This is a genomic window from Sulfurovum sp. XGS-02 (assembly GCF_023213175.1).
Lineage (GTDB): Bacteria > Campylobacterota > Campylobacteria > Campylobacterales > Sulfurovaceae > Sulfurovum.
Genome location: NZ_CP093312.1, coordinates 106,445 through 121,442, shown reverse-complemented (window position 1 = coordinate 121,442; position 14,998 = coordinate 106,445). Strand labels below are relative to the sequence as shown.

19 protein-coding genes and 5 tRNA genes are annotated in these 14,998 nt (G+C 41.4%); 4 read left to right on the top strand and 20 right to left on the bottom strand.

The window, feature by feature from the left end:
• Nucleotides 1–54: 54 nt before the first annotated feature.
• The 11 genes from rplA to MN086_RS00600 form a co-directional block, all read right to left on the bottom strand.
• The gene (gene rplA / locus MN086_RS00650; protein ID WP_248576136.1) at nucleotides 55–759 is read right to left on the bottom strand and encodes a 50S ribosomal protein L1; all 705 of its coding nucleotides are present in this window, start codon (nucleotides 757–759) and stop codon (nucleotides 55–57) included.
• A gap of 64 nt (nucleotides 760–823) precedes the next feature.
• Nucleotides 824–1,249, bottom strand: a complete 426-nt coding sequence (gene rplK / locus MN086_RS00645; protein ID WP_248576135.1) for a 50S ribosomal protein L11 — start codon at nucleotides 1,247–1,249, stop codon at nucleotides 824–826.
• A 34-nt stretch (nucleotides 1,250–1,283) separates the two neighbouring features.
• Nucleotides 1,284–1,814 carry a transcription termination/antitermination protein NusG gene (nusG, locus tag MN086_RS00640; protein ID WP_008245829.1) on the bottom strand — a complete coding sequence of 177 codons (531 nt, stop codon included), beginning with the start codon at nucleotides 1,812–1,814 and terminating at the stop codon, nucleotides 1,284–1,286.
• A gap of 8 nt (nucleotides 1,815–1,822) precedes the next feature.
• Complete coding sequence (secE, locus tag MN086_RS00635; protein ID WP_248576134.1) at nucleotides 1,823–2,002, bottom strand: preprotein translocase subunit SecE; 180 nt, start codon at nucleotides 2,000–2,002, stop codon at nucleotides 1,823–1,825.
• Between the two features lie 18 nt (nucleotides 2,003–2,020).
• Nucleotides 2,021–2,096 (bottom strand) — tRNA-Trp (locus tag MN086_RS00630).
• A 51-nt stretch (nucleotides 2,097–2,147) separates the two neighbouring features.
• Nucleotides 2,148–2,300, bottom strand: a complete 153-nt coding sequence (gene rpmG / locus MN086_RS00625) for a 50S ribosomal protein L33 (RefSeq protein WP_008245833.1) — start codon at nucleotides 2,298–2,300, stop codon at nucleotides 2,148–2,150.
• 51 nt (nucleotides 2,301–2,351) lie between these two features.
• Nucleotides 2,352–3,560 carry an elongation factor Tu gene (gene tuf, locus MN086_RS00620; RefSeq protein WP_248576133.1) on the bottom strand — a complete coding sequence of 403 codons (1,209 nt, stop codon included), beginning with the start codon at nucleotides 3,558–3,560 and terminating at the stop codon, nucleotides 2,352–2,354.
• 124 nt (nucleotides 3,561–3,684) lie between these two features.
• Nucleotides 3,685–3,759, bottom strand: a tRNA-Thr gene (locus MN086_RS00615).
• Nucleotides 3,760–3,881: 122 nt separating this feature from the next.
• A tRNA-Gly gene (locus tag MN086_RS00610) sits at nucleotides 3,882–3,957 on the bottom strand.
• A gap of 22 nt (nucleotides 3,958–3,979) precedes the next feature.
• Nucleotides 3,980–4,064, bottom strand: a tRNA-Tyr gene (locus MN086_RS00605).
• Nucleotides 4,065–4,112: 48 nt separating this feature from the next.
• Nucleotides 4,113–4,189: transfer RNA gene (locus MN086_RS00600), tRNA-Thr, on the bottom strand.
• Between the two features lie 157 nt (nucleotides 4,190–4,346).
• Between MN086_RS00600 and MN086_RS00595 the strand changes: the two genes are divergently transcribed.
• Both MN086_RS00595 and MN086_RS00590 read left to right on the top strand, forming a co-directional pair.
• Entirely contained in the window at nucleotides 4,347–5,081 is a 735-nt protein-coding gene (locus tag MN086_RS00595; RefSeq protein ID WP_248576132.1) for a YaaA family protein, read from the top strand.
• A 110-nt stretch (nucleotides 5,082–5,191) separates the two neighbouring features.
• Nucleotides 5,192–5,524 (top strand): translation initiation factor, encoded by a 333-nt coding sequence (locus MN086_RS00590; RefSeq protein ID WP_248576131.1) that lies wholly within the window; start codon nucleotides 5,192–5,194, stop codon nucleotides 5,522–5,524.
• Nucleotides 5,525–5,540: 16 nt separating this feature from the next.
• Here MN086_RS00590 and MN086_RS00585 read toward each other — a convergent pair whose 3' ends face one another.
• The 3 genes from MN086_RS00585 to MN086_RS00575 are packed head-to-tail and all read right to left on the bottom strand — an operon-like array spanning nucleotide 5,541 to nucleotide 9,168.
• Nucleotides 5,541–6,815 (bottom strand): SagB family peptide dehydrogenase, encoded by a 1,275-nt coding sequence (locus MN086_RS00585; RefSeq protein ID WP_248576130.1) that lies wholly within the window; start codon nucleotides 6,813–6,815, stop codon nucleotides 5,541–5,543.
• Complete coding sequence (locus tag MN086_RS00580) at nucleotides 6,799–7,161, bottom strand: DUF309 domain-containing protein (RefSeq protein WP_248576129.1); 363 nt, start codon at nucleotides 7,159–7,161, stop codon at nucleotides 6,799–6,801. The genes MN086_RS00585 and MN086_RS00580 overlap by 17 nt, the downstream gene beginning before the upstream one ends.
• 3 nt (nucleotides 7,162–7,164) lie before the next feature.
• The gene (locus tag MN086_RS00575; protein ID WP_248576128.1) at nucleotides 7,165–9,168 is read right to left on the bottom strand and encodes a thioredoxin domain-containing protein; all 2,004 of its coding nucleotides are present in this window, start codon (nucleotides 9,166–9,168) and stop codon (nucleotides 7,165–7,167) included.
• 88 nt (nucleotides 9,169–9,256) lie between these two features.
• Between MN086_RS00575 and MN086_RS00570 the strand changes: the two genes are divergently transcribed.
• A complete protein-coding gene (locus MN086_RS00570) occupies nucleotides 9,257–9,595 on the top strand; it encodes a TraR/DksA C4-type zinc finger protein (RefSeq protein WP_248576127.1) in 339 nt (112 codons plus the stop codon).
• Here the strand turns inward: MN086_RS00570 and MN086_RS00565 are convergent.
• From MN086_RS00565 to MN086_RS00550, 4 genes are all read right to left on the bottom strand, one after another.
• The gene (locus tag MN086_RS00565; protein ID WP_248576126.1) at nucleotides 9,590–10,243 is read right to left on the bottom strand and encodes a LexA family transcriptional regulator; all 654 of its coding nucleotides are present in this window, start codon (nucleotides 10,241–10,243) and stop codon (nucleotides 9,590–9,592) included. The genes MN086_RS00570 and MN086_RS00565 overlap by 6 nt on opposite strands.
• Nucleotides 10,244–10,505: 262 nt before the next feature.
• Nucleotides 10,506–11,711 carry a molybdopterin molybdotransferase MoeA gene (locus MN086_RS00560; protein WP_248576125.1) on the bottom strand — a complete coding sequence of 402 codons (1,206 nt, stop codon included), beginning with the start codon at nucleotides 11,709–11,711 and terminating at the stop codon, nucleotides 10,506–10,508.
• Between the two features lie 9 nt (nucleotides 11,712–11,720).
• The gene (locus MN086_RS00555) at nucleotides 11,721–12,155 is read right to left on the bottom strand and encodes a molybdenum cofactor biosynthesis protein MoaE (protein ID WP_248576124.1); all 435 of its coding nucleotides are present in this window, start codon (nucleotides 12,153–12,155) and stop codon (nucleotides 11,721–11,723) included.
• Between the two features lie 3 nt (nucleotides 12,156–12,158).
• The gene (locus tag MN086_RS00550; RefSeq protein WP_248576123.1) at nucleotides 12,159–12,380 is read right to left on the bottom strand and encodes a MoaD/ThiS family protein; all 222 of its coding nucleotides are present in this window, start codon (nucleotides 12,378–12,380) and stop codon (nucleotides 12,159–12,161) included.
• A 108-nt stretch (nucleotides 12,381–12,488) separates the two neighbouring features.
• Between MN086_RS00550 and MN086_RS00545 the strand changes: the two genes are divergently transcribed.
• A complete protein-coding gene (locus MN086_RS00545; RefSeq protein WP_248576122.1) occupies nucleotides 12,489–13,136 on the top strand; it encodes an MqnA/MqnD/SBP family protein in 648 nt (215 codons plus the stop codon).
• A 16-nt stretch (nucleotides 13,137–13,152) separates the two neighbouring features.
• On the opposite strand, the gene gltX is transcribed toward MN086_RS00545, so the two are convergent.
• Nucleotides 13,153–14,541 (bottom strand): glutamate--tRNA ligase, encoded by a 1,389-nt coding sequence (gene gltX / locus MN086_RS00540; RefSeq protein ID WP_248576121.1) that lies wholly within the window; start codon nucleotides 14,539–14,541, stop codon nucleotides 13,153–13,155.
• A gap of 130 nt (nucleotides 14,542–14,671) precedes the next feature.
• Complete coding sequence (locus MN086_RS00535) at nucleotides 14,672–14,956, bottom strand: helix-hairpin-helix domain-containing protein (RefSeq protein ID WP_248576120.1); 285 nt, start codon at nucleotides 14,954–14,956, stop codon at nucleotides 14,672–14,674.
• Nucleotides 14,957–14,998: the final 42 nt, after the last annotated feature.

Sequence of the window (14,998 nt, the reverse complement as noted above, 5' to 3'; positions counted from 1 at the left end):
AATTTTTGTTTGAACATAATGTTAAAGAAGGCAAATGCCTTCTTTATGCATGGATTATTTCATCTCCATTAATTCTGCTGTATCTAAAGTGATAGATGGGCTCATTGTAAGTGAAATCGCACCATTTGTGATATATCTACCTTTTGCCGACGCAGGTTTTGCTTTATTGATCGTTTCAAGAAGTGTTACAAAGTTTTCTTTGATTTGATCTTCTGAAAAAGAAACTTTACCGATACCAGCGTGGATGTTACCTTTTTTGTCTACTCTAAAGTTAACCTGACCACCTTTAGCATTTTCAACTGCTTTAGCCACATCCATAGTTACTGTACCAGTTTTAGGGTTAGGCATAAGACCTTTTGGCCCAAGGATTCTTGCTACTTTACCAAGAACACCCATCATGTCCGGTGTTGAGATAACGATATCAAAATCAATGTTACCTGCTTGAATTGATTCGATAAGATCTGTAGAACCTACCAAATCTGCACCTGCTGCTTTCGCTTCATCTGCTTTAGCGTCTTTTGCAAATACTGCTACTCTTACTGTTTTACCAGTTCCGTTAGGAAGAACAACTGATCCTCTCACCATTTGATCTGCATGTCTTGGGTCAACATTCAAGTTAAGCGCAACTTCAACTGTCTCATCAAATTTAGCTGATTTAAGGTTTTTAAGTGTAGCCATTGCTTCATCAACACTATATGTTTTAGTCACATCTACTACTTTTAGTAGTGCTTCTCTTCTTTTACTTGGTTTCTTTGCCATTTTATTCTCCGCTTTATATGCTCCCACATTTAAAATCATGTGGTTATGATTGTCTTTAAAAAGACTAGTCTACGATCTCAACACCCATACTTTTACAAGAACCAGCGATAATGTTCGCTGCCATTTCTCTGTCATTCGTGTTAAGGTCAGCAATTTTCTGATCGATAATCTCTTCAAGTTTTGCTTTAGTGATAGTTCCAACTTTGTTAAGAAGTGGATTATCTGTACCTTTTTTAATGTTTGCTGCTTTTTTGATAAGGTCACTTGCAGGCGGTTGTTTTGTTTCAAATGTAAAACTTCTGTCTGCATATACTGTAACTTCTACAGGGATCTTGAATCCCATTTTATCTTTTGTCTTTTCATTAAAAGCTTTACAAAACTCCATAATGTTAACACCACGCTGTCCAAGTGCAGGACCTACCGGCGGTGATGGGTTTGCTGATCCGGCTGGGATCATCATTTTGAACTTTTCAGTTATCTTTTTTGCCATCTGTTCTTCCTTTGTTTGATTTGACCCTTAGGTCTTATAGTATTTTTTCTACTTGTGTGTAGAGAATTTCAACCGGTGTATTTCTACCAAAGATTGAAACATTCAACTTTAACTTACCATGATCAAGATCATACTCTTCTACCATACCAGTAAAGTTTGCGAACGGACCATCAATGATACGTACCATTTCGCCTGTTTCAAAATCAACTTTAGGTCTCGGTGCAGCTTTTTGCTCCATTTTGTCTAAAATCACTTTGATATCTGCCTCTGAAAGTGCAGTAGGTGTCTTTTGTTCACCGATAAATCTAGATACTCTTGGCAAAGATTGTATCTTATGCCAGAGATCAGTATCCAGGTCTATATGTGCGAAAGCATACCCAGAATACAATGTTCTTTCAGTAATTTTTTTCACGCCGTTTTTAACTTCGATCACTTCTTCTGTAGGAACGACTACACGTTCAAGCTTCTCTTCAATCCCATGATCTTTGACAAGTTGTTCGATCGCTCTTTTCACAGCTTGCTCAGAACCTGAATATGTTTGAATTGCATACCATTGATAAGCCATTGTCTATCCTATAAAACTGATGATACGATTGATGACATTAGAAAGTCAACCAATGCTAAAAAAATTGATATTACAGTTACTACGAGAACAACTGCTAAAAATGCTTGTCTTACTTGTACTTTTGTTGGAAATATAACTTTATGAATCTCCGCTCTCGCGTGTGCTATAAATGTTGAAAGTTTTCCCATATATATTACCTTTACGTGTGGCAGGCCAAGAGGGACTCGAACCCCCGGCACCTGGTTTTGGAGACCAGTGCTCTACCAACTGAGCTATTGGCCTAAAAATCATACTATGGGACAAAGCCCGATAGTATTGAACAAAAGTCTCCGATTACAGCTTCATCTCTTTATGTACTGTATGGCATTTACACCATTTACAATACTTTTTAAGAGCAAGTTTCTCTGTTGTCGTTTTCTTGTTTTTATTGGTGTGATAGTTACGTCTTGTACATTTCTCACAACCTAAGTGAACTGTTTCTCTCATTGTTATCTCCTATGATAAGTGTGCAAGAGGCAAGCCTCCTGCAACGTGTTATTAAGCAATAATCTTAGAAACAACACCAGCACCAACTGTTCTACCACCTTCACGGATAGCGAACTTAGTACCTTCATCAAGTGCAACAGGAGCGATAAGCTCAACATTGATTTTAACGTTGTCTCCTGGCATAACCATTTCAGTACCTTCTTGAAGTTGAACTGAACCTGTTACGTCTGTTGTACGAACGTAGAACTGTGGTCTATAGTTATTAAAGAATGGAGTGTGTCTACCACCTTCCTCTTTAGTAAGAACATAGATCTCAGCTTCGAATGCAGTGTGTGGAGTGATTGATCCTGGCTTACAAAGAACCATACCTCTTTGTACAGCTTCTTTATCGATACCACGGATAAGAACACCACAGTTATCACCAGCTTCACCACAATCCATCTCTTTACGGAACATTTCAACACCAGTAACAGTTGTTTTTTGTGTATCTTTAAGACCAACGATTTCAACTTCGTTACCAACACATACAGTACCTCTGTCAACTTTACCAGTTACAACAGTACCACGACCTTGGATAGTAAAGATATCTTCGATTGCCATTAGGAAATCTTTATCTGTTTCTCTTTGTGGCTCTGGGATATATGCATCTACTTCGTCCATAAGTTGGTAGATTTTTTCTGACCATGGACCAGCTTGACCAGCTTTAGCTTCTTCAAGTGCTTGGTATGCAGAACCAGCTACGATTGGAGTATCATCACCTGGGAAGTCATACTCAGAAAGAAGTTCACGTACTTCCATCTCTACAAGCTCTAACATCTCTTCTTTATCTTCTTCATCAAGTTGGTCTTCTTTGTTCAAGAATACAACGATGTAAGGTACACCTACTTGCTTAGAAAGAAGGATGTGCTCTCTAGTTTGTGCCATTGGACCATCAGTCGCAGCGATAACTAGGATCGCACCGTCCATTTGAGCAGCACCAGTAATCATGTTTTTAACGTAGTCCGCGTGACCTGGACAGTCAACGTGAGCGTAGTGTCTAGTCTCTGTTTCGTACTCTACGTGAGAAGTAGCAATTGTAATTCCTCTTTCTCTCTCTTCAGGTGCATTATCGATTTGATCGTAATCCATTGCTGCCGCACCAGTTTTAAGACCTAAACACATTGTGATCGCAGCTGTCAATGTAGTTTTACCGTGGTCAACGTGACCGATAGTACCGATGTTAACATGCGGTTTCGTTCGTTCGAATTTTTCTTTAGCCATGCTATTCTCCTAGCTGTAAAATGATTTAAAGGCAGTATTATACCTAAATTTTCTTAGACCCCATACCTATATGGACAGAACTATTACAAGGATGTAATACTTTTGTCCATACCATCATGGAGGGTGGAGCCCATAGTGAGACTTGAACTCACGACCTCTTCCTTACCAAGGAAGTGCTCTACCCCTGAGCCATATGGGCAACTCAATGCTATATAATTACTATTCGTGCGTGCGTTAAAGTCATAAATGAATAAAAAAGGAAAGCTTTTTATGTGAAGGTATTAGTCTGCTAAATACATAATTCACACAGCTCCCAGTTTATGGAGCGGGCGAAGGGATTCGAACCCTCGACAGCCTGCTTGGAAGGCAGGAACTCTAGCCACTGAGCTACGCCCGCATCTTTTATGCGATTTAACATATGGTGGTGAGTGAAGGATTCGAACCTTCGAAGACATAGTCAGCAGATTTACAGTCTGCCCTCGTTGGCCGCTTGAGTAACTCACCATAATGTTTAAATCATTACTGGTCAAACACTGATAATTATATTTTTTATGGAGCTGGTGAAGGGACTTGAACCCCCGACCTGCTGATTACAAATCAGCTGCTCTAGCCAACTGAGCTACACCAGCACCAACATTAAAAGCTGTTACACTTAAAATGGACGGGAATTATAGACAAAAAAATTTTTAATGTCAAGGGTTTTAGACAAATTTATAAAAATTTCTCTTTTTTAGGTAATTTCTATAGAATACAGCCATATAAAATGATGATCATAGGCTACATATAATGAAAATACTACTGGCACCTAGTGAAACCAAGAAATCGGGTGGAGAGCTCTCTTTCGACCCAAGCACTTTACTCTTTAAAGAGCTTTTGCCCTACAGAACCAAACTCTTACATACCTATACCAATGTGTTACAAAAAGGAGATATCCCCACACTCTCAAAAATGTTCGGACTCAAAAAAGAAGCTGATATCCTTATACATAAGAAAGATATCATACATGAGCTTACGATGAAAGCCATCCAAAGATATACAGGTGTGGCTTTTGATCACCTGGGCTATGAAGAGCTGGACAATGAAGCACAAGCGTATGTTGATACTCATGTCATTCTCTTTTCAAACCTTTTTGGCCCCATCCGTGCTTCTGACCTCATCCCTGAGTATAAACTCAAACAGGGAGAAGCCGTAGATGATATCAAAACAGAGAAGTTTTACCATGAACACTCCGCAGCACTAATGGAAGCCTATCTGGCTGAAGATGAGATACTGGATCTGCGTGCAGGGTTTTATGATAAATTCTACAAACCCGTCAAACCCTACACTACTCTCAAGTTCATCAAAGATGGTAAAGTGGTCAGCCACTGGGCAAAGGCATACAGAGGTATCGTCCTGCGTGAGATAGCCAAAGCGGGGATCGAAACTCTCGAAGCATTCATGCAACTACCTATAGAGGGATTGAGCATCAAAGAGATCCAGACCAAGAAAAATAAAACTGAAATCATCTATGAGATAGGATAAAGATGAAACTCCCCAGTGACAACACCCTCTATAAAATATTTATTTTTCTTTTGGTACTGATGGTTGTCTTGGGTATACTTTTTGATACAGATTATAATTAGGAGTGCATAGTGAAAGAAAACCTATTTGAGATGGGTGCACATTTTGAAGAGGGGTGGTCCTCGGATAATAAAGAGAAACCCTCTAAGAAAAGCGTTACAGAGATCAAACCTCCAGAGAAACATCAATTGTATTTTGCAAAAGAAAAACGGCGTGGTAAAGTGGTTACCATTGTCAAACCCTTTTACTTAGAGAAAACAGATCTTCAGGCGCTGCTTAAAACACTCAAAAAAAAGCTTGGGACCGGTGGTACGCTCAAAGAGGAGAGTTTAGAGTTCCAAGGGGATATCCCCGAGGTGTTGCGTACTCACTTGGAAGCATTGGGGTATCGGTTTAAGAACTAAAGATACCCCCTAGCACTTATTTGCCTATCGCCAAAGCGTATAATACCATTTCATCATTCTCCACAAATTCGTTGACCTCATCATCGTAATACGCCCCGATACCTGAACACCCTATATCCATATAGAGTGAAGCCACATAAAGCCTGTGTCCTATGATACCGGCTTTCTGGTAGAGTGCCTGATAGTTATTGCCTTTAGAAGTGAGGAAAAAGGCCACTGCACCCTGCATGGAAAGACTGTACTGTTCCAAACTCAAATACCCCGCTTTTCTGGCAAAGTCTCCATACTTTATATACGCACCCTCTTTATAGAGTCCCAACGGCATGTCAAGTACCCGGTTGATGACCACATACACAGAGACCTCTTCATCACAGTCACTGGGGACAGGCTGGTGTATCGCATCCATAATATAATTGAACTGTCCCTTGGTAATGGCACCCTCCTGAAAACCTCTCTGAGACCTGCGTGTAAAGATCGTCTCTTGGAGTTTTGTCTTATTATAGGTAAACGTCGGGGCCTTCTCTTCCCGCCTGCAGGATTCCAACTGCATCGTTTCATGATACGCTTGTTCTATCAGCGGGTTGGGCTCAAATGTTCTGCTCCCATCCACATAAGACAGTGCAAACTCTATGGGGGCTACTTCCTGCTCTTCTATCGGTACCGCCCTGGCACATCCTGACAGGAACCACTCCCTTCCCTCAAACCCGAACATACGGTTGAGTTTCTCTCTGTCAATCGTGTAGACCATCTCTACGGTATGGGATTTGAGCAGGACAGCGGCTTCTATACTCCCCAAAAGGTGTCCTGCATCCAGAAGACAATACCTGAATGCACGGTTCTTATATTTCCACGAAGAACGAAAATAGACTGCTGAGACCAGGAACAGATACCCCTCCATCGCTGTTTTGTACCCAAAGTAGGGTTCCAGTCCTTCATGATCTGGGATACGTTGGAGCAGTGTCAGAGAGGAGGAACTCACCTCGTAATGATAGACACCATCTTCTATACCCTCTACACCTCTTGCCTGAAAATAGAGTTCATTAGGGTAGAGTGCACCGGCAGAAGGGTTGATACGCAGGTAATACTCTCCGCTAGGATAACTTTTCTTTGCTGTCAATCCTGCGATATGGTATAGAAAATGGTCCTCTTCTTTCTCAAGGTCCAGTTTCCGTTTTTCATACTGCGTGGGGTAGTTCTTATAGGTGCTGGGCTGATCTTCCCATGAGAGCCTGTTGGGATTGGTGCGTACAGAGTTATAGGAGTGTTTGGTCGTACTATGGTACCAGAACATCAAACACCTCAGCATGTCTGATCTTCAAAGACTCGATCTTTTGACAGGCTTTCTTAAAAAGCGCTGCATGATCGATACCCTCTCTACACAAATGTTTATGTCTTTCATAAGAGGCTATGACGGTTTGCGCTTTTTTCTTCATATCTTTACGGTTACGTTTGATATGTTCAAAGGTAATCGCCCCATTGATCAAACCCTTTGCTAGGTTGGCCAAGGGATGATCACCGAGTCTCAAGGGGTGCCAGGCCTCTTCCAGCACTTCATGTGCCTCAAAATATTCTTCTTTATCAAGCAATTCAAGGTACGTTTTGAGTGCACCTTCCAGATCATCATTCATTGTTAACATAATTTACTTTTGCTCCTTCTCTATATGGTTGATCAAAGCAGTGATGTTTCTATCATAGGCAAAACAGCTGTTGAGTCTGCAGGCAAGATACTTGTCACTCTCTTCAACCTTGCTTAAAACAAAAGGATAGTGCATCGCTTCTATCTCTTTGCTGCTTTTTCGTAAATTTTTCATCTTGGATTTTAGTATGATATCTCCCCTCTTAAGACGCAGAAAGACATGAAGCAGTTTGGGTGCTTTGGCGGGTGATTTTTTCAGAACAGCGCCACTATTTCCAATGGTCTCTTTGACTATCTTATGATACGAGAGGTCTTCAGTGAGACTGGAGAGTCTGACCAAGTTCTCCAACATAACACTTAAGGCAGACGTATAATACCTGTCATCAAAATCGGCCACGGCTCCTATACCGTCATCACTCAGGTACCACTGTTTCTGCTTGTAGAACTTCTCTATGGCCTCTTTGGCCAAATCGCGAAGCAGCCTGAGATATGCTTTGTTGTATGTTCTCTCATATCCCTCTATCACAGCATCCATCAAAAAAGCATAATCTTCAAGCAGTCCTTCTTGTTTTGGCTCTTTTCCCAAAAGCGTTTGATGGTAGAGTCCCTCTTTGGTCCGCATACGTTTCAAAAGTGCTTCCAACCGATGCTCGGCTAATGTAAGATAATGGTTCCCAAGCCTGGAAGCAGCAAAAAGGGCTTTGATCATCATTGCATTCCATGCGGTGATGACCTTACTGTCTATAAAAGGAAAAGTTCTTTTAACGCGGACTTCTCTTAAATATGCTTTGACCTCTTCAATCCTCAAAGGGAGATGATCACCTGTGATATGCGTATGGGAAAAATCACCATCGATATTTCCATCTTCTTCTATCCCCAGGTATGCCAATACCTCTTCTATCTCATCGGGTTTCCATCCCTGTGTCTCTAAATGATTTTTCACTTCCCCATATTCATAGATAAAGTATCCTCCCTCTTCTCCGTCACTGTCTGCATCACTAGCAGAGAGATACACACCCTCTTTCATAAAATATTTTTCCATTTGGGCAATAGTTTCATCAACGACTTTTTTATACAGAGGATCAGCAGTCAATGCGTACATGTGCACATAGACAGGAAGCAGTTCTGCATTGGTGTAAAGCATCTTCTCAAAATGGGGCATCTGCCACTGCCTATCCGTGGTATAACGGAAAAACCCCCCGCCTACCTGATCATAGATACCTCCCTGAGCCATCTTCTTCAGCGTAAGCTCTGCCATATGCAGTGCTTTTTTGTTTCCGCTTAACTTATAGATATCGATCAACAGTGCTATTTTAGATGCTTCTGGGAATTTCGGTCTTGAAGCGAACCCTCCATTCTCCGGGTCGAACTCTGCAGCAATGTCCTGGAGAGCTTTGTCCATCACACCTGCACTCAGCTGTGTATTTAAATGGCCTTTGGCATTTGCTCTTAATGCCGCTTGTTTGTGCTCTTCAACCAATGCCTGCAACTCTTCGGCGTTCTCTTGATGCAATCTTGTAAAGGATGGCAGTAGATTCATCATCCCCATGGAACCATACGCGTCTCTAGGAATATAGGTAGCCAAATGAAAAACCTCTGCTTCGGGAGACATGAAGACACTCAAAGGCCATCCCCCTCTTTTTCCATGCACAGCCATATACATTTTTTGATACTTTTTATCGAGTTGCGGGAACTCTTCTCTGTCTACTTTGATCGATACATAGCTCTCATTAAGCAATGCAGCCACTGCTTCAGAGGTAAAACTCTCTTCCTCCATCACATGGCACCAATGACAGGTACTGTACCCTATAGAGAGGAAAATAAGTTTGTTCTCTTTTTTTGCTTTATCAAAAGCCTCTTCTCCCCAAGGGTACCAGTTAACAGGATTATGTGCATGTTGCTGAAGATAAGGAGAGTTTTCTTTTATAAGGGCATTTGTATGGTTATGTTCCGCCCATAGAAAACTCCATGTCACTACAAAAAATACTATTTGTCTAACATTTAACATTGTCTATCACTCTGCACGCTATTCTCCTATTCCTCATTTTGTCCCATTTCATGTATAATAATCTCAATATACCATAAAGTAGCCAGAAATGACAAAACAAGAGAGAAGCGACCTAAAAGAAACGATAGAGACCAATATCAACATACTTAAAGAACAAATCAAAATTCTTGAAGAGAACGTAAAACCTATTGCACCAGACTGTTCATTGGGAAGACTCACGCGTCTGGAAGCCATGGGCGAACAGCATGTCAACAACAAGATCCTTGATGCATCAAAACTGCGCCTTTCAAGACTTACCAATGCACTTTTACGTATAGACAAGCCTATGTTTGGGATCTGTATCGAGTGTGAGGAACCCATAGGTATCGAACGCATGCGTATACGTCCGGAGAGTGTGCGGTGTGTCGAGTGTGCAAATAACCTATAGACTTTCGATATTCCCTACCACTTTACCCACGATCGTCACTTCATCAGGGGCGATCGCCTGAGGCGGGTACATACTGTTATCAGAGATAAGCTCTATCATCCCATCCGCACGCTGCTGGATACGTTTGATGAACAACCCTCCCGTAGTTGATGCGATGAAGATGCCGTTTTTATTGATGTTGGTTTGTGTTCTATCGATGAAAACAATGCTTCCATCCTGCAAAGTGGGCTCCATCGATTCGCCATCCACATGGATGGCCTCAAGTTCAGTATTTCCCAATCCTACCATATTATGCATGATCTTCTCATCGATATTGATCACTTCATAGTTCTCATCAAAGACCTCTGCACCCCCTCCTGCACTCGCACGGATATCTGAAAAGTAGTGTACCTGAAAAAACTTTTCCGTCTCCTCTTTGAGCATATCAACAGCCTGATCAAAAAAAAGCCAGTTCACAGAGATCTTCTTCAGTGCACAAAACTCCAGTATCTCTTCATAAGGTATGGAGTTTCGTTTTTTCATGGTTGCAAACGTTGCCTGAGGAATATTCAGCGCATTTGCCACATCTTTGTCAAACACTTTTTTGCCTATGGTACTCTCAGAGAGCACATCTTTCAATTTTTCTATAATTTCGCTCAATACTAACATTTTCACTCCTTTTTTTATTCTATATGACAAATTATAAGATATTTTTCTTAAAAAGTATGACAATTTGACATATTTTTTAAAATTTATATAATTTATTCATACAATTTGACATATTTAAAAACAAAGGAGTGAAAAATGATCTACTCAAAAAATAAAGAATTACTAAGCTATGCGATCAAAATGGGATGTACGACAGCAGCGGAATTTGCCATGTTTTTAAAAGCAAGAGAGTCTATCCTCTCTCTATAATAAAGTAGAGTCCTTACCCAAAAAGTAAAACACTCACTTCATCACCTGCCTCTTTAGAGGTGTCATCTTCTGAGGTCACAAGCAATGCGACATTGCCAAGCATGTTAGTGAGGATAGCGGAGGAGCCTACTTTTTTACCCTCAAAGTCCACATAGTACCTTCCCTCTTCCAAAGAGACGTTGCATGCAGTGAATTCTGCTTTTTTTGCACGCTTGATGAACGGCTCTTTAAGTGTTGCTTTGACCCTGTGCATCGCACATCTTCCTTGCTGCAGCTTCTCAATAATCGGTACAAGGTAAAGCAGTGCAGTCACTGTCGAAGAGTAGGCAAATCCCGGCAGTCCAATGATAAATTTATCCTCTTTACGTGCCACCATGATGTGCTGTCCAGGTTTCACACGTACCCCTTTAAATACAACATCACACCCAAGTTCATAGATAACATCTTTCACAAAATCAAAGTCACCTACACTTACGCCCCCGGTGGTTACGACAATATCTGCTCTATCCAATGCATCAGAAATATTTTTTGTGATGGTCTCTTTATCATCCTTGATACACCCTAACTGAAGAGGCATACCATCATACTTTTTGACAATGGCTTCCAGGATATAGTTATTGGATGAACGGATCTGTGCATCACTGGTCTGTTCTTCTCCGAGCTCAAGCAGCTCCGATCCCGTAGAGATGATCGCCACTGTCGGCTTCTCATAGACTGTGACATATGGTATATTCAGGCTTGCCATCACACCGATCTGCGGAAAGTCGATTTTCGCCCCTTTGGGGATAAGCATCTGTCCTTTAGCATAGTTCTCACCCGGTTCACGTACAGAGAATCCTTGCGGCACTTCAGTCTTGATGATGATCTCATCTCCATCCACTTCCACATTCTCTATCGGGATGAGTGTATCTGCACCATGCGGCATCAGTGACCCAGTAAACGTCTTGATACACCTACCGCTTACCACTTCTTCTTTCAGGTCAGATCCTGCAGGGTTGATACTTCCGATCTTCAGTCTGCCAAGAGCCAGGTCTTTATGAAGAATCGCATACCCATCCATCGCAGAAGTGGGGAATTCAGGAGAGTTGTGGTCTGCTACAATATTCTCTGCGAGTATATACCCTTGTGATTCCATTAAAGGGAGTTGTTTTGTTTTATAGTTTTTGATCTCAAGATCATCTATCATCTGCATCGATTCATCAAAGTGCATAAACGCCATAGCTATCCCTTATCCTAACAATCCTGCACCGTCCATAGGGGTGCTTCTATCAGCAGCGTAAATACGCTCACCATTCTTCACATCATACTTCCATATAGGTGCATTGGCTTTAAAGTCTTCTACAAATTCATCAATAAGTTCCAATGCCACTCTCCGCTTAGGAGAAAATACCGCAGAGATATAAGAAGAGGTATGTACAGGGACATCCCCAATAGAGTGTGCCATCTTTACTATCGCACCACGCTTTGCTGCTCTTTCTTGCCATGCATCAAACCATTTTTGTAGTACAGGCTCATAGATATCAAAACTGAGTGCTTCTATATCATCTTCTGCACGTATCGTTCCTACAAAAGGGATATAGGCACCATAGTTTGACTCTGCCTCTTCATCAAGCCAACGACCAAAGATCTCTTTGGTATCTAACGGACCATTGTAAAGTTCCACAGTTTACCCACCACACACAGGAGGCAAGATAGAGACCCTATCGCCATCTTTAAGTTCTGTTGCCAGATCGTTCACCATCGTGTCATTCAGTGCTACTGCACATTTATCCAGCCATTGTATCAAACTGCTATCTTCTTTCAGCTGTGCCGAGACATCTGCCAATGTCGAGGCTTCCATCTCCATCGGCTCTTTACCGATAGGACCTAAAAATTCTACTTTTACCATAAAAAACTCTTTCAAAAAAGGGATTATTTCATCCCCAATAGTGACGCGATTATAAAAGTTGTTTGCTATAATTACGCTTAAACAGGATTTTGAGAGGAGCTTTGCACTGTGCTATTCGGGTCTATCAGCTATCTTAATCTTCTTCCTTTTCAAGTCTTTTTAAAGCGCCATATCTCTCACAATGCCTCTAAAATGACCTTCCACTACAAACGTGCCGTCCCTTCTCAGATCAACAAAGCACTCAAAAGAAGAGAAGTCAATGCCGCATTTATCTCTTCTGTTGAATCAGCTAAATATAAATGCACGGATTTAGGCATCATCGCAGATCAAAAAGTCTACAGTGTTTTGCTCTTAGAAGGGGAAAATGAGATCGATCCGGCGTCAGCCACTTCAAATCAACTGGCACGTGTATTGGATCTTCAAGGAAAAGTACTGATAGGAGATGCTGCGCTCAAACATTATCTAAAAGGCGGGGAAGGTACTGACTTGGCTGAAGCCTGGTACAAAGAGACCGGTCTTCCTTTTGTCTTTGCCAGACTCTGTTACAACAAAGATGAAGAGACGATACAAAAACTGGCTCGCAGATTTGCACAAAGCAAAGTCAAGATCCCACAGTACATCCTCAAAAAAGAGGCAAAAAAAAGAGACATTACAGCCAAGCAGCTTACCTGGTATTTGAGTCACATCCATTATACAATGGATGACAAAGCGAAGAAATCCTTGAAGTTGTTTTTAAAGAAAACCAGGCATTTATAAGTTTACCCTCTACACCCTACGCTATCGTTGCGATCGCTTTTTCTATACGTGCTATTGTTTCATCCACACCTAAAATAGCCATGATCTCATCAAGTCCGGAGCCTGTCATGGAACCAAGCAGACTCACACGAAGCGGCATACCGATCTTCCCAAAACCTATCTCTTTTGTCTCAACGAGCTTTTCCATCACTTCATGGTAATCACATGGAAGATGCAGTGTCTTATCCCAGCTCTTTAGCATCGAAGCAAAATCATTCAAAATCTCTTTGGCTTCACCTTTAAATGCTTTTTTAGAAGCCTTTTCATCATACTGAGCCGGTGTCGTAAGTATGAGGTTGATCTGCTCTGCAAGCTCTACCAGTGTTTTCCCTCTCTCTTTGGTTGCATCAAGAAGCAATTCGAGCTTATCGTGGCCATGAATATCCACACCGAAATCTTTAAGAAGAATCGCAAGTTCATCGTTTGGCGTATTTTTAATGTAGTGCGCGTTCAACCAAAGCAGTTTATCCAGATTATAGTTGGATGCACTCTTGTTAATATTTTTAGGATCAAACAGTGTGATCATCTCGTTAATGCTAAAGATCTCCTGGTCTCCATGGCTCCAGCCAAGACGTACCAAAAAGTTCAACAGTGCTTCAGGGAGATACCCCAATGCTTTATACTCCATGACATCTGTAGCACCATCTCGTTTAGAGAGTTTTTTACCCTGTTCATTGTTGATCATCGCAACATGGTTAAACCTAGGAATAGGAAATCCAAGCGCATTATAGACAACGATCTGCTTAGGTGTATTATAGAGGTGGTCATCTCCACGAATGACATCTGTCAACCCCATCAATGCATCATCTATGGCAACCACAAAGTTATAGGTTGGTGCTCCGTCCGCTCTGGCAATGACAAAATCATCTACTTCAGATGCGGCAATATTCATTTCGCCTTTCACCCCATCCACAAAACTTATAGTCCCTTCTTGAGGTGCTTTGATACGGATCACCGGTTCAACCCCTTCTGGTGGTGTACCGGTAAAATCACGGTAACGCCCGTCATAACGCGGTCGCTCTTTTTTGGCCATCTGCGCTTCACGCAAAGCGTCAAGTTCCTCTTTGCTCATATAGCACTTATAGGCTTTCCCCTCTTCAAGAAGCTGATCAATATATTTTTTGTAAAGATCAAATCTTTTTGACTGATAGACCACTTCACCGTCATGACTCATCCCTACCCATTCAAATGCTTTGAGTATCGCTTCTGTCGCTTCTTCAGAATTACGTGCCATATCGGTATCTTCTATACGAAGTAAAAACTGGCCCTTGTTGTGCTGTGCAGTCAGCCAGGAAAATAGTGCTGTTCTAAGTCCACCGATGTGGAGATAACCTGTAGGAGAAGGTGCAAAACGTGTAACTGTCATGATCATACCTTAAATGAAGTCTAGAAATAAATTAGTGAATTGTAGCGAAAATGTGGTTAAAGCGGATTATATTTTTAAAGGAGGAGGTCAGGAGACGAGCTTGACGCTTCCTCCTGTTGATTTATATTTCTTAGGTTTTTGAGCTATCAGATTTTTTCATATCAGAAGAAGCCACTACATGGTTCTTCACATTTAAAGCAGCCTTCTCGCCTATGCCTTTGACCCTTTGAAAGTCATCAAACGATGTAAAATCACCCTTTTTTCTCTCTTTTATGATCGCTTCTGCTTTCTTGGCTCCCACACCCTTCACTTCCATCAGCTCTTCTTTGGATGCTTTGTTAAGTTCATCCAGACTCATCCCAAACAGTACCGATGTAGCAAAAATTAAAAATCCTGCTATGATTTTTCTAATCATCTATTAGCCCTTTTATAAATTTATTTTTAGTTATAGATATAT

Excerpts from the sequence above, each read along its gene's own strand:
- rplA (WP_248576136.1), bottom strand. The coding sequence starts at position 759 with ATGGCAAAGAAACCAAGTAAAAGAAGAGAAGCACTACTAAAAGTAGTA.
- rplK (WP_248576135.1), bottom strand. The coding sequence starts at position 1,249 with ATGGCAAAAAAGATAACTGAAAAGTTCAAAATGATGATCCCAGCCGGA.
- nusG (WP_008245829.1), bottom strand. The coding sequence starts at position 1,814 with ATGGCTTATCAATGGTATGCAATTCAAACATATTCAGGTTCTGAGCAA.
- secE (WP_248576134.1), bottom strand. The coding sequence starts at position 2,002 with ATGGGAAAACTTTCAACATTTATAGCACACGCGAGAGCGGAGATTCAT.
- rpmG (WP_008245833.1), bottom strand. The coding sequence starts at position 2,300 with ATGAGAGAAACAGTTCACTTAGGTTGTGAGAAATGTACAAGACGTAAC.
- tuf (WP_248576133.1), bottom strand. The coding sequence starts at position 3,560 with ATGGCTAAAGAAAAATTCGAACGAACGAAACCGCATGTTAACATCGGT.
- MN086_RS00595 (WP_248576132.1), top strand. The coding sequence starts at position 4,347 with ATGAAAATACTACTGGCACCTAGTGAAACCAAGAAATCGGGTGGAGAG.
- MN086_RS00585 (WP_248576130.1), bottom strand. The coding sequence starts at position 6,815 with ATGTTCTGGTACCATAGTACGACCAAACACTCCTATAACTCTGTACGC.
- MN086_RS00580 (WP_248576129.1), bottom strand. The coding sequence starts at position 7,161 with ATGTTAACAATGAATGATGATCTGGAAGGTGCACTCAAAACGTACCTT.
- MN086_RS00575 (WP_248576128.1), bottom strand. The coding sequence starts at position 9,168 with ATGTTAAATGTTAGACAAATAGTATTTTTTGTAGTGACATGGAGTTTT.
- MN086_RS00570 (WP_248576127.1), top strand. The coding sequence starts at position 9,257 with ATGACAAAACAAGAGAGAAGCGACCTAAAAGAAACGATAGAGACCAAT.
- MN086_RS00565 (WP_248576126.1), bottom strand. The coding sequence starts at position 10,243 with ATGTTAGTATTGAGCGAAATTATAGAAAAATTGAAAGATGTGCTCTCT.
- MN086_RS00560 (WP_248576125.1), bottom strand. The coding sequence starts at position 11,711 with ATGGCGTTTATGCACTTTGATGAATCGATGCAGATGATAGATGATCTT.
- MN086_RS00550 (WP_248576123.1), bottom strand. The coding sequence starts at position 12,380 with ATGGTAAAAGTAGAATTTTTAGGTCCTATCGGTAAAGAGCCGATGGAG.
- gltX (WP_248576121.1), bottom strand. The coding sequence starts at position 14,541 with ATGACAGTTACACGTTTTGCACCTTCTCCTACAGGTTATCTCCACATC.
- MN086_RS00535 (WP_248576120.1), bottom strand. The coding sequence starts at position 14,956 with ATGATTAGAAAAATCATAGCAGGATTTTTAATTTTTGCTACATCGGTA.